Origin of the sequence: Sphingopyxis sp., from assembly GCF_036402335.1 — a bacterium.
In the GTDB taxonomy this organism is placed as follows: domain Bacteria; phylum Pseudomonadota; class Alphaproteobacteria; order Sphingomonadales; family Sphingomonadaceae; genus Sphingopyxis.
This window is the reverse complement of the sequence record NZ_DASWTD010000129.1, coordinates 18,431-31,127: the sequence shown is the minus strand read 5'-3', so window position 1 is coordinate 31,127 and position 12,697 is coordinate 18,431. Positions and strand designations below refer to the sequence as shown.

Annotated in this window: 11 protein-coding genes; 5 read left to right on the top strand and 6 right to left on the bottom strand. The window is 63.9% G+C overall.

Annotation, left to right across the window (positions count from 1 at the left end; genetic code table 11):
* Together VGD20_RS04110 and VGD20_RS04105 are read right to left on the bottom strand one after the other, a co-directional pair.
* The coding region (locus VGD20_RS04110) for an AraC family ligand binding domain-containing protein (protein ID WP_331133227.1) at positions 1 to 473 on the bottom strand (473 nt) is incomplete at its 3' end.
* An 85-nt stretch (positions 474 to 558) separates the two neighbouring features.
* Positions 559 to 2,730 (bottom strand): TonB-dependent receptor, encoded by a 2,172-nt coding sequence (locus tag VGD20_RS04105; protein ID WP_331133226.1) that lies wholly within the window; start codon positions 2,728 to 2,730, stop codon positions 559 to 561.
* Between the two features lie 293 nt (positions 2,731 to 3,023).
* Here VGD20_RS04105 and VGD20_RS04100 point away from each other — a divergent pair, with 293 nt between their 5' ends.
* The gene (locus VGD20_RS04100; RefSeq protein WP_331133225.1) at positions 3,024 to 5,705 is read left to right on the top strand and encodes a LuxR C-terminal-related transcriptional regulator; all 2,682 of its coding nucleotides are present in this window, start codon (positions 3,024 to 3,026) and stop codon (positions 5,703 to 5,705) included.
* A 67-nt stretch (positions 5,706 to 5,772) separates the two neighbouring features.
* On the opposite strand, the gene VGD20_RS04095 is transcribed toward VGD20_RS04100, so the two are convergent.
* On the bottom strand, positions 5,773 to 6,486 hold the full coding sequence (locus VGD20_RS04095) for a type 1 glutamine amidotransferase domain-containing protein (RefSeq protein ID WP_331133224.1): 714 nt from the start codon (positions 6,484 to 6,486) through the stop codon (positions 5,773 to 5,775).
* A 216-nt stretch (positions 6,487 to 6,702) separates the two neighbouring features.
* On the opposite strand from VGD20_RS04095, the gene VGD20_RS04090 reads away from it, so the two are divergent.
* From VGD20_RS04090 to VGD20_RS04080, 3 genes are all read left to right on the top strand, one after another.
* The gene (locus VGD20_RS04090) at positions 6,703 to 7,728 is read left to right on the top strand and encodes a Rieske (2Fe-2S) protein (protein ID WP_331133223.1); all 1,026 of its coding nucleotides are present in this window, start codon (positions 6,703 to 6,705) and stop codon (positions 7,726 to 7,728) included.
* A 67-nt stretch (positions 7,729 to 7,795) separates the two neighbouring features.
* A complete protein-coding gene (locus VGD20_RS04085) occupies positions 7,796 to 8,158 on the top strand; it encodes a nuclear transport factor 2 family protein (protein ID WP_331133222.1) in 363 nt (120 codons plus the stop codon).
* Positions 8,159 to 8,299: 141 nt separating this feature from the next.
* Entirely contained in the window at positions 8,300 to 9,262 is a 963-nt protein-coding gene (locus VGD20_RS04080; protein WP_331133221.1) for a pyridoxal-phosphate dependent enzyme, read from the top strand.
* Here the strand turns inward: VGD20_RS04080 and VGD20_RS04075 are convergent.
* Positions 9,229 to 9,897, bottom strand: coding sequence for a siderophore-interacting protein (locus tag VGD20_RS04075; RefSeq protein WP_331133220.1), 669 nt, complete (start codon positions 9,895 to 9,897; stop codon positions 9,229 to 9,231). The two genes, VGD20_RS04080 and VGD20_RS04075, sit on opposite strands and share 34 nt — an antisense overlap.
* Positions 9,898 to 10,231: 334 nt before the next feature.
* Between VGD20_RS04075 and VGD20_RS04070 the strand changes: the two genes are divergently transcribed.
* Positions 10,232 to 11,044: a helix-turn-helix transcriptional regulator gene (locus VGD20_RS04070; protein ID WP_331133219.1), complete on the top strand. Its 813-nt coding sequence runs from the start codon at positions 10,232 to 10,234 to the stop codon at positions 11,042 to 11,044.
* Positions 11,045 to 11,231: 187 nt separating this feature from the next.
* On the opposite strand, the gene VGD20_RS04065 is transcribed toward VGD20_RS04070, so the two are convergent.
* Together VGD20_RS04065 and VGD20_RS04060 are read right to left on the bottom strand one after the other, a co-directional pair.
* Positions 11,232 to 11,543, bottom strand: a complete 312-nt coding sequence (locus tag VGD20_RS04065; protein WP_331133218.1) for a hypothetical protein — start codon at positions 11,541 to 11,543, stop codon at positions 11,232 to 11,234.
* Between the two features lie 355 nt (positions 11,544 to 11,898).
* On the bottom strand, positions 11,899 to 12,666 hold the full coding sequence (locus VGD20_RS04060) for a hypothetical protein (RefSeq protein WP_331133217.1): 768 nt from the start codon (positions 12,664 to 12,666) through the stop codon (positions 11,899 to 11,901).
* Positions 12,667 to 12,697 lie beyond the last annotated feature (31 nt).

The following is a 12,697-nucleotide window of genomic DNA, read 5'->3' as shown; positions in this document are numbered from 1 at the left end:
AAGTGGAAGGGTTCGGTTCGCGCGGCGACCAGCTCGTCGAGCAGCACCGCCACGAGCCGCCGCTCGCGCTCGCTCGGCGGGGCGCCGCCGGGCCCGAGTTCGACGAGGCGCTCGATGATCTCGCGCAGCAGCGGATGCACGAAAACGAGGTGGCAGTGGCCGGGAAAGCCGTGAACGAGCGCAGGGTCGAAAAACACGCATCGCGCCACCACGGCGCCCGAGCCCTGCGATGCATGCGACGTGCCGGGCGGAATCCACAAGGCACGGCCGGGCGGGAGTGTCCAGATGCCGTCGGCGGACCGGATCGACAGGTTTCCGGAGACGAGCTGGACCAGCTCCGCCTTGCGATGCGAATGGTCGGCGACCGGTTGCAGGTCGTGGTCCTCGATAGGAATGCCTGCCGCCTCGCTGGCCAGCGTGTCGGGATAGTCGAGATTGCGTGCCTGCCCGCCTGGAACGATTTTGGACGGCATAAGCGGGCACTCCTCCGATCGCGCCGATACGCGTCGCGCTGGCCCGGGGAACGGCTGGTCCCCGGGCCGTTGCTTCGCCGCGGCGTCAGAAGCGATAGGTCGCCTCGATACCGTAGATCGCTCCCACTGGCGGATAATAGGCGTCTTCGCCAGTAGGCAGACCCGAATTCACGAACGGCTGGTATTCTGACGTGATCTTCTCGTTGAGGGCGTTCCTGACGAAGCCCGTCAGCGCCCAGCGGTCGTCGGCGTCGCGAACACCGGCGCGAAAGTTGACGAGGTTGTACGCCGGTCGCTTGTAGTTGTTCTCGAGGTTCCAGAAATAGGCGCCGATGTAGCGATATTCTGGCCGCACGAACAAGCGGAGCGTTTCCGACGCGGGAATCTCGAAGTCGAGGCCGAAGTTTGCCGTGATCTTGGCGACGCGCGGCGGGCGGTTGCCGATATAGGAGGCGACCGCCCCGGGATAACCGGCAGGCGGGAGGAAGCTTTTCACCTTGGGATCGGTATAGCCGAAGCTCGCGTTGACCGCGAAACCCTCGAGCAGCCGCAGCGCGCTTTCAATCTCGAAACCGCGAATGCGCGTCTTGTCGATATTGATGCGGACATTGGTGGCCCCGGCGGCGTCGAACAGCGTGAACTGGCCATCGGTGAGATCGGTCTGGTAGATCGCGGCATTCAGCGTCAGGCGCCGGTCGAGCAGGCGCGTCTTGACGCCGACCTCATAGGTGGTGGCCTTTTCGGGCCGCACGATCGGGTCACCGAAACTGGCGTCGGTCGCGTTGAAGGTCCCGCTGCGGAAGCCCTCTCCGATCGAGCCGTAAAGGGTGAAATCCTGGCTCGGGCGATAGGTGAGGGTGCCCTTGGGCTGCCACTTGCTGAACTTGATCCGCTGCACGATCGGGCTGCCGACCGCCTGTTGGCGGATGCGATCACTATCGTAACGCAGATTCGCCTCGAGGCTGAGCTCGGGCGTGATGTCATACTGGACCTGCCCGAACCCCGACCAGGTCTCGTCGGTGCTGTTGTCGGCCGACGCCCCGATGAGGGTGTCGGCCGATGTCGGCTCGGGCGCGAGCCCGAAGTAGAAGGGGTCGAAATAGATGGTCGCGCCGCGAAACGCCTTCAGGCGGACATGATAGGCGCCGACGAGCCAGCGCAGGCTGCCCGATGAGGGCGAGGCGATCCTGAGCTCCTGTGAAAAGCCTTTCTGCCGTTCGTCCTGCTCGGCCCGCAGGAAATCGATCGGCTTGTAATCGAGATCCTCGGTGAGGCTCTCCTTCACGTCGATATAAGCAAGCGTAGCCGTCACCGTCGCGAAGCCCGCCTCCCAGTTCAGCCGACCGGAGAGATCGTGGAGCGTACGGGGGTTCGTCCCGACCCGGTTCGAATCGAACGGGTCATTCCCCTGGGCGGGATCGCGCGAGCGGCTCGTGACATAAGCCGGATCATGCCCCTTGGCGTCGGAATAGGTATATTTGATGTCGGCTTCCAGATTATCGGTGGGCGTCGCCACCAGCCGCAGGCGCCCGGTAAAATCCCGCAACTTGTCGGAATAGGTGCCGGTCGTGATGTTCCGGACCTGGCCGCGGCGGTCGGTATAGGAAATGCCGCCGAGCGCGTAGAGCAGTCCCGGAACGATCGGGCCGCTGACGGATGCCTTGCCTTTCCATTCGTTGCCGCGCGCAAAGCTGCCGAAGGCTCGCGCCTTGAACGCGTCGCCGGGCTTGCTCGTGGTCATGTTGATCGCGCCCGCGATCGCGTTGCGACCATAGATCGCGCCCTGCGGGCCCTTCAGGACTTCGACCTGGCTGAGGTCGAACTCGTCGACGTTGAATTGCAGCGGCGACATCTGCAGCACGCCGTCGACCACGATCGCGGCCGGCGGCGGACCATATTGCGCCTGCGTCTGGCCCCTGATCGTCAGGATGTTCGTTCCGAGATTGAGCGCATTGTCGAACGTGACATTGGGCGTGAGGTTGGCGAAATCCGCCACGCTTTCGATCCCGGAGCGCTGGATGTCCTCGCTCGTGAGAACCGTGACCGCGATCGGAACCTGCTGGAGGCTCTCGCTGCGGCGGCGCGCGGTCACGAGGATTTCCTGGGGAGCCGTTTCTCCGGACTCCGCCGCGGCCTCCTTGATCTCGGGAGACGCCGACCCCTCGAGCGCAAGCGCCGGGGTGACGGGCATCAGCGCTGCGGTCGCAGCGCTCAGCAGATACGCTCTCTTCAGTGCGGATTGATTGTTTCGCGGCATGAGTCCAGTCCCCTTGTTGCCCGTATCGGGCGCTTTTTTGCTTGGTGGATCCTCACGCCCGCCAGGCTTTGAGGATTGGCCAAGACTGGGGCGGCCTCCTGCCGAAGCCTAGCCGACCGTTGGAACGGGCGTGGGCGGTTTTGGCGGGGTCTCGACCTAGCCTAAAGGAGAGGCACCCGTCCCAAAGGGCAGGTGGAATCCCGGCAGGAAATGGAAGATGTCCGAGGCTGCGGATCGCGCCAAGGACTGGGAACAGGTTCGACTCCCCGGCAAAATTCGGTCAGGAAGACGTCGTGACGGACAGAGACACGCTTTCCCCCGGCCCGGCGCACGGTCTTCCCGATCCGTCGCTTCCCTACCGTTATGCGCCGCGGCCATTCGTGGGCCACAGCGTCATCCGCAAGACCCTGTTGCGCAATCTCACCGAGGCGACCTTTCTCAAGCAGTTGTCGATCGTCCGCGGCGCCGCCGGAACGGGAAAGACCACGCTTCTCGGCCAGTGGCGGGCGGTGTCCCGCGACATGGAACGGCCGGTCGCCTGGCTGACGCTCGATAGCGGCGACCGGAACATCGATCATTTCGTAGGCGGTCTGGCAGCGGCAATCGAACAGGCGGGATGCGCCGATATCGCGAATGGATTTCGCAGCGCGGTCGCCGAAGTCTCGACCGACATGCCCGAGCGCCTGTCGCAATATCTCGCGTCTGTGTGCAACCGGGCCGATACGCGGCTGGTCATTCTTCTGGACCAGTATGAGGAAGCCGATACACAGGCGAACGGCGAGCTGCTCGCGGGTTTTCTCAAGCACTCGGTGTCGACGCGGCTCGTGATCGCCAGCCGCAAACGCCTCGGCTTTTCAATTGCGGGGCTGCTTGCCCGCGACCAGATATTCGAAATCGGCCCCTCGGATCTCAACCTGACACCGCTCGAAACGCACAGCCTGTTCGGCGAAATACCCGAACTCTACACGCGGCGTCTCCATCACGAAACGAGCGGGGAGCCGATTGCGCTCGGCTTCGTCCGACGGATGATGGACGCCACCCCGCGCGACGTCAGCGGCGCCGACGACTGGCACGATCATCTCTACGAATATTATCGCTCCGAAGTTCTCGACGCCTTGCCTCCCGACATGCGCGACGCGATCAGCCGCCTCGTTGTCGTCGAGCGGTTCGACCTGTCGCTCGCAAGCGCCATCATCGGCCGCAACGCGACCGCGCTCATCGAACGGCTCCATCGCAGCGATGGCATCTTGCTGCGGCATCGGGGGGCGCAGGAGTTCTATTTTCCCGAAATGCTGCGCCGCTTCCTCGAAACCTGCCTGGCATGGGTCTCCGAGGACGAGCACCAAGTCCTTCATCGGCGGGCGGCAGCATGGTTCGACGAGCGGAATCGGTACAGCGAAGCGCTTCGGCACGCCGTCGAAGGATGCGACGGCGAGCATGCACGCAAGCTTGTCGAGCGGGTGGGTTACGCCAATCTCGTGCTGCAGCACGGTATTGCCGGCGCCCACCAGATGCTCGAAGCCATCGGACTGGCGACCGAGGACGCGCCGGCCGAGCAACATTTGTCGCTCGCTGTCATTCACGCCCATGAGGGAGACTTGGCCGCGGCCGCGGCGCACCTCGAGGCGGCCCAGGCGGGGGTGCGGGACGGCGAAGCTGGCCAGGCCGAGGTGGCGGACCAGCTGCTGCTGGTCGAGGCGATCGTTGCTGGCCTCCGCGACGACAGCCGCAATCCGGAAATGGCGCATGCACTCGAAGCGTTTCTCGCGACAGGATGCAGGTCCGACCACGAGAGCCGGGCGCAGGCCAACGTCTACCTGTCCTGGGACAGGTTCTGCCACGGCGATATTGCTGCGGCAGAAGGGCTCGCGCGTATTGCCGCGGAGGAATATGCAGAAACCGAGGCCGTCTACGGATGCATTTTCCTTCATGTGCACCGCGTGCTCAACCGGTTCTGGCTGAACGACCTCGAGCAGGCGCTGGACGAAATCACGCTCGCCGAACAGATCACCTGGATATTCTTCCCCGGTGACCAGCGCCTGCGTGCCATGGTGGCGGCACTTCGCGCGGGCCTGCTTTTCGAGCTCGGCCGGCCCGATCCCCTCACCGACATGACGGCTTTGGTCGGGACAGTCGCGGCCGTCGAGCCCTGGACCGAAATCCAGATATGGACGCATGTCCAAGCAGCGCGCGCCGCGATAGCGGGGGGATGCCCGAGCGAGGCGCGAGGGATTGTCGCTTATGGGATCGAGGTGGCGAAGCGGCTCGAATCGCCGCGGCTCGACTGGGCGCTGCGCCTGGCCGACATCGGGATCTCGCTGCAGCTGAATGAACAGGCTCGCGCGTCCGAGGCCGCGCGAGCGCTCGGCATTGCCAACATCGAGGAGCTGGACCGGTTGCCCGCCTTTCTGACCTGGCAGGAGCGGATCGGGGCGGCACTTGTCGGCGCGCAAGTCGCTGCGGCGCAGGGCGACACCATTACCGCCGACCGGTTTGTTGCGCGTGCGCGCGTGATGATCGCGGGTACAAGCGCCGTGCGTTTCGAGGTACAGCGCGCGATCGTCGAAGCGCGACTGGATCATGGCAGGGGCAACGCGGAGGGCGCCGCCGGGCATTTCGCGCGCGCGCGCAATCTCTGCACCGCCGGACTGCCGGTGCGGTTGTTTCTCGACGGCGGAGAGCAAATGCGCAGCTGGGCCCCGGATTTGTCCGCCGAACCGGCCGATGTTCCGCTCGCCGCCTATGAAACGGCCAGCCACTCACAGCCCGGCGACGATCCGCTGACCGCAAGGGAAAGGCAGATATTGATGCTTCTCGGCGAAGGGCATCAGAACAAGGTCGCCGCGCACCGGCTGGGCCTCAGCGAGGCGACAGTGAAATTCCACCTCCGCAACATATACCGCAAGCTGAAAGCGCAGAACCGCACGCAGGCCCTCGCTCGCTATCGGAGCCTCGGCAACAATCGCCGCGGATAGATACGGTGCTTGCGGAAACGGGACCTGCGGCTACGTGCCGGCTGCGTAGAGCCGGCACGCGACTTGCTCAGCGCGCCTCGGGGGCCGTTTCGGACATTCTGTCGAGATATTTGACGATCGCGACGCCCAGCGGATCGGCCGATGCCGGGTTCTGGCCCGTGAAGAGCGGGGCGTCGATCACGACATGCTCGGCGAGCGGCGCGGCGCAGCTATATACACCGCGCAGCTTGCGCAGCATTTCTTCCGGCAAGACGGGTACGACCTTGTCGAGTCCCATCATGACATCCTCGGCATTGCTGATCGACGTCACCTTCCTGTTCTTGACCAGTGGTTCGCCGTTCGCATCGACTGCCTGCGTCAGCCCGATCACGCCGTGGCAAACTCCGGCGATCACCTTGCCGAGCGGGAAATATTCCTCGATGATCCGCTTCAGGTCGGAATTGTTCGGAAAGTCCCAGACCGTCGCCGAACCACCCACCATGAACAGCCCCGCATAATCTTCGGAACGGATATCGGCGAGCCGCCTGGTGTTCGCGAGTGCCTCGCTCGCTTCGGGGTCGCTCCGGAAGCGGCGTCCCGCGTCGCTCAGCCAATTGTCCTCGAGGCTCATCGGATCGATCGGCGCAGCGCCACCTTTGGGCGAAGCGATGTCGATGCGGATGCCGGCGTCGCGCAGGCGCCAATAGGGCGCGGCCAGTTCCTCGAGCCAGCTCCCGGTCTTGTTGCCGGTGGTACCCAGCTGATCGTGCGAAGACACCACGAAAAGAAACGCCTTGGCCATCTGTCTACTCCATTTTTTTGAACATGCCGGCGACTGCTCCCATGGCTGGGCGACCAAGCCCACTCGTCCGATCGGCGAAAGCCCCCGTCCATTCGGATAGGTAAGTCGGCCCGGCGCTCGCGAACGGCGCTCGACCAGCTCCCCGATTGGATGGCTAGGAATGAGATCCGCAACGCATGATCCTCGCCGCATTCAAGAAACGAAATGGAGCAGGACATGTCGCTTAACGATCCGATCGCATTGCCCGTCGCCGAAAAACAGGGCTTTCGCCGACCGCTTGGCAAGCAGGTCCCGTTCGAAGGCGAGGGCGGCACCTTCACGCAGAGCTGGTTTCCCATCTGCATGTCGAGCGCCGCCACCTCCGATTTCGTCCGCGGTTTCGATTTCCTTGACGGGCGCGTGATCGTCTGGCGCGACCTCGCTGGCGCGCCGCACGTCATGAGCGCTTATTGCCCGCATCTCGGCGCCGATCTCTCGATCGGCGACATGGTCGACGGCAAGGTCCGCTGCGCCTTCCATCACTGGCAATATGGTCCGGACGGTCGCTGCGCGGCGATGCCGAGCAAGGACCCCGTTCCCGGCCAGGCGCGCCTCTTCGAGTTCCCGGTCTGCGAGAAATATGGCGTGCTCTGGGCCTACAACGGCCTCGAACCCCATTATGAACTTCCCGATTTTCCCTTTCCGGAAGACGAACTGGTCTTCAAGACCAAGGTTTTCGGCGAAGAAATCCCGACCGATCCGTGGATTCTGTGCGCGAACACCCCCGACATGCAGCACATCCGCTACCTGCACGGCATCGAGATCAACGGCGACAATCCGCACGATGTCGTCGAATGGACCGATCACTCGATGTATTACGAGTTCGAGGGCGTCCATGTGACGGGCGATCCGATCCGCCACCGGCTCGGGATCGTCGGCACGAGCATGTATTATCAAAGCACGGATTTCGCGGGCCGCTGGTTCGGCTTCGTGTCGCCGTTCACGCTCAACCGGCCCGGGCGGTCGACCGTTTTCATCATCGTCTGCACCCGCAAGGACAGCGGCACGCCCGAAGAGGTCGAGCAATTCCTCGAAGAGGTGGCCGAGCTCGAACAGCGCGTCGTGATCGACGATCTCATGAACATGCAAACGGTCCATCTCAAGCCCGGGACGCTCACGCGGAGCGACCTGACCTTGTCGCGCTTCTTCGATTATATGCGGGCGTTCCCGCGCGCGCATCCGTCGGCCGAATTCATCCGCTAGCTGCTTGCGCAGCGCACATGGCCTTCCTCCGGCACATCTCGAATGGGCCAAAAATACGGAGTCTTTCGTGATCGACAAGAACAGCAACCTCGCCGTCGTGCGCGAGTTCTGGCGCGCCATTGCCGCACGGGACGTGGACGCCTACCTGCGGCTCTTCGCCGAAGGTGCCGTCTCCCACGATCCGGTAAACAAGCCCGCCCAAAAAACCGAGGCCGAACGGCGCGCCAACATGACCGCAATCCTGGGCGGCTTCAAAAGTGTCACCGCCGCCCTCGAATATGTGACCGCGTGCGGCGATCACACCGCAAATAAATGGAAGCTGGTCGGCACGACACCCGATGGATCGAACGTGGTCATCGAAGGCATCGATGTGATCCGTCACGCCGATGATGGCCGGATTGCGGAAATCCGGGGTTATTTCGACAATTGATCATTTGGCCGCGTTCGGCCGTGCCCGTCCTTCCGGCTTGCCGTCCGGACAGCAGCCCGGTCGCGCCGAGGAACACGCGATGGCCGGGTCGAGCGAACCGCCCCAAGCGCGCTGCGCAGGAGTTTCTCCTTGGAATTTCGAATGCCTTTCCACATCGAAACCCCGGCCATAACCAGCCGGGCCTGGGGCCGGGGACGCCTTGACGCCGCGGTGCTCAAGCTCGACGCGCTGCAGCCGACCGGGAGTTTCAAGCTCCGCGGCGTCGGAGCCTGGTTCGAGCATGCGATTGCGAACGGCGCGCGCCGCGTCATCTGTCCTTCCGGCGGCAACGCGGGTTTTGCCGCCGCCTATTGCGGGCGACGAAGCGGCCTCGCCGTCACGATCATTGTTCCCCGAACGACCTCCGAGGAGGCGCGGCAGGCCATCGAGGAAACGGGAGCCGAAGTCATCGTATTCGGCACCGACTTCGACGAGGCAGACCTGCATGCGCGGGCGCTCGCCGGGCAAAATGGATGGGCTTATCTCCATCCCTTCGATGACCCCTTGCTCTGGCATGGTCACTCGACGCTCATCGACGAAGTCCTGGCGACCGGGGACGCGTTCGACTGCGTCGTAACGAGCGTTGGCGGCGGGGGCCTGCTGCTTGGCATATTGGAGGGACTGGAACGACATGGCCTCCGGAATATCCCGGTTATCGCCGTCGAGACCGAAGGCGCCGCGTCGCTCCATTCCAGCCTCCAGGCGAACGAGCGAGCGACGCTCGATCGAATCGCAACCATCGCGACATCGCTCGGCGCGAGGCAAATTGCCGCATCCGCGTTCGAACGTGCGCGCGAAGCCAACGTCCTGAGTCTGACCGTCTCGGATAGCCAAGCCATCGCCGCTTGCCTGAAGCTCGCGAATACGGCCCGGATACTCGTGGAGCCCGCCTGCGGGGCGTCATTGGCTGCCCTTGATGTCCATTACGAAAAACTTGGCGGGTGTCGAAGGCCGCTCGTCGAAGTTTGCGGCGGCATTGGCGTCACGATCGAGAAGCTTCTTGCGTGGCACGAGATGGCGTCCGGCGGCGATCAATCGAGGCCTGACTTCCCGGGCGCCCAATAGGCCTTCGTGGAAATCCGCGACGACGGCACAGCGTGCCTTTTCAGGGCCTGCCGCAGGCGCTGGATTGTCGTGGCCTTGCCGGCGAGGACGAACGAGGCACCGGCAGCGGCATGCGCGGAGATCAAGGCTTCCATGTCCGCGACATGGGCACCGTCCGGCGCGCGCTCCAGCAACGACACGTCGCCGAGCGCGAGCTGCGTTACGGCCGCGCGGCTGCTCTCGACGTCGCCGACCTCGAAGCACGAGGCGAGGGGCCGCGCGTTATCCCGTCGCGACAGGGCATGACCGAGACCAAGCGAGGTTTCGTCGCCGAAGAGAATGAACTGCCCCGGCAGAGGCCGGACATCGATCGAGCGGCGCGGGCCGAAGATATCGCATTCGTCGCCGGGCCGCACCTCGCTCACCCAGGCGCTACCCGGCCCGTTGCCATGTGCATAGCCAAGAATGCAGAGCCGGCCTGCGGCCGCATTCCATTCGAGCGGTGTATAGGCGCGCGCCCTGAATGCCGATCCCATTGCGATCTGGATGACCTGCCCGGGTACCCAGCTGATATCGCGCAGCGCCTGACCTTCGATCGTGATGAGGTGGAGGTGCGCAGAAAGCCGCTCGGCGGCGACAACCGTCGCGCGGCGCATCAGGAGACGAAGGAGCGCCTGGCCAACGCGGCCGGTCGTTCGAACATCCGGCCTTTCGGGCGATCCCATCGGCAGCATCAGGCGAATCCTGGGGCGGCGGGGCGGGGCGGCGGGCCCGCGATCGCCGCCGGACCGCTGCGTGTGCGAAGGTCGCGCAGACGCGCGACATAACCGGATTCGAAGATGGGGAGACCGAACATATTATCCCTTTCGCTCAGCGCGGCTCGCCGGTGTGACGGCCCGCGCTCTTGGGATATGCGAACCCGGTGTTGGCGTCATTGCTAATTCATGACAGTATGTTATCCAATTTCGCCATTATGCCCGAAAGCGCCCCATGCCGATTCTGAACGATCTCGCCAGCCCGTCCGACTGGATTGACCCGGACGACGTGCCTCGCCCCGCCGTCGTTTATGGTCTCGTGGCAAGGGATTTCGAGGGCATCGAGCTCGATCTTCATCGCCACGCGAAGGGGCAGATCATGCTTGTCCAGCGCGGTGCGCTCAGCTGCGAAGTCGAGGGCGGGCTCTGGGTGGTTCCCCCCGGTAGCGCGGTCTGGATTCCCGGCGGAGCGCTGCACAGCGTGAAGATCACCGGCGCGCTCGAGGGCTATAACGCCTTTGTCGCATCATCGATTGGCCAGCGCCTGCCCGGAACCTGCTGCGCCGTCGTGGTGTCGTCATTGCTGCGCGAGCTCCTCGTCCGTTCGTCACAGCTGCCGTTGCTCTACGAGGAGGGCGGGGCCAACTCGCGGTTGATTGCAGTGCTCGTCGACGAACTTGCGGCGGCCGAGATCGAAAACCTGCATCTGCCGATGCCGACCGATGCCCGGCTGCGCCGGATCACCGCCGAGATGCTGGAGCACCCGGGGGAACGGGGAACGCTCGCAAGCTGGGCGGCGCGCGCCGGAATGAGCGAGCGGACGCTCGAGCGGCGGATCGGCGAGCAAACCGGGATGAGCTTCGGCCGTTGGCGCCAGCAACTCGCTGTCGTGCTCGCGGTCCAGTGGCTCGCCGGCGGTGCTTCCATTCAGAAGGTCACGGCCGATCTGGGTTACGAAAGCGTGCCGAGCTTCGTAACAATGTTTCGCAAGGCGCTTGGCACCTCGCCCGGTCGCTACATGGCTGAGCGTTACTCAGGCAGGGCCTGAGTTCGGGCCCATGTGCCTGCCAGCCTGCGCCGCCGGTTTTCAATCGGCAATGAACCTGGCTATGGCCAATCCCGGAAGATCGCCACGATCAAGGGCACTGTTTCCGGTTCTCGCTCGGGGGTGAGATTGACCGCGGAAGCTTGCGTTGTCGCTGATGGGGCCAATCGCAAAGGTTGAGACCCGCTTCCTAGTTCAGCGCCCGGCACTTCGACTTGGCATTGTTCATAGCCGGATCGATCAGAAAGCAGATGGCGTATTTGCTGCCGCTCGCCAGAATGAACGCGTGCGAGGTGATGTTGTCGGAGAACATCTCGGTCTGATAATCGTTGAAGCCGACGATTTTCCATCCCTCGTTGAGCAGTTCGCTCATCGATTTCGGAATCGGCACCCAATCGGTTACCCGCTCATATGTGTCCACGGGGTCCTTCTTGCGGGCCTCGGCTTGTCCGCCGGCAAACAGGCTGAAAAGCAGCGCAGGAATCAGAAAGAGTCGTTGCATAAACATCCTTGGGAGAAACGATCGGCAAGCCGGGTTCGGCGCCGGACCGATCAGAAAACGCCTACACTCCCCGGATGCTCCCGCGCAACCACCTGAAGTATTGAGACTTGTTCGCCTGCCCTTATCGGTCAGCGCCTGTCACGAAAGCAATAAACTCGCCAGCGCGCGTCCCGGCGAGAAAGATCGCAGTGGCAGCAGCCAGCGTCAACAGCGCCAAGCCGGCGCGAGATTTCGACAGGCGTTTGATCAAATCCGGGTCCATGCCCTCACGGATAGCTGCCGATCACGGCACCGACAATCTCCCGGCGACAAGTTGGTGCCGGATTTGGAGCCGGAGGAAAATCCGACCGGCCTGCTACCGCTGACTTTCGACGTAACGGGTCGCGATTGCGCGCGACTGGGCAACGATCCAGTCATCTGCCCGGGCAGGGCCATCGACCTTCGCGCGCCGAAGATATTCCGGCTTGAGCTTGCCCACATCAGCGCCAACCGCTTGTCCGGCGGATCGCGACCAGCTTTCGGCGGCAGGCTTCCCGAATGCGCTGGCCCTTCGGCTGATCTCCGGGTTGAGGATCGCGAAGGCTGCGTCTTCCGCCTTCTTCATTATCGATGCGGGCACGCCGCCGGTGGCCGGGGCGCCGGCTCTTGCCCCGGTGCTTGCATAGCTGCCGGCGATCTGACGCGTCCGGGACACAAGCCAGCTGTCGGCCGCCTTTTGACCGCTCGATTGGACACGGCGATGATATTCCGGCGTCAGCGCCCCGACCTGTCCGCCGACGCTCTTCAACGTCGTGCTGGCCCAGCTCTTCGAACTCGTCTGCCCATCGGCGGCGAGGCGGCGTCGATATTCGGGATCGAGCACATCGACGACGGCGTTTTTGAGCTGCATCATCGTGTTCGCGGGAATGGCCGCACCGGTACGGGGCACCGATTGCTGGTGCCTGCCTCTATCGGCATCGCGCTCGCTGTTGATGCGGTCGACTTGCGTATTGTACGTGTTGATGGCGCCGATGTTCTGGTTGAGGACCATCGCACCGAAGTCGGTATCGAATATCTGCGCGCCCGCGGAGCCAAGGGGAACGGCCGCAACGAACAGCGATGCCGCCAGCAACCGAATGCGCATATCGTTTCTCCTCGATGACCGCGCGGATCGA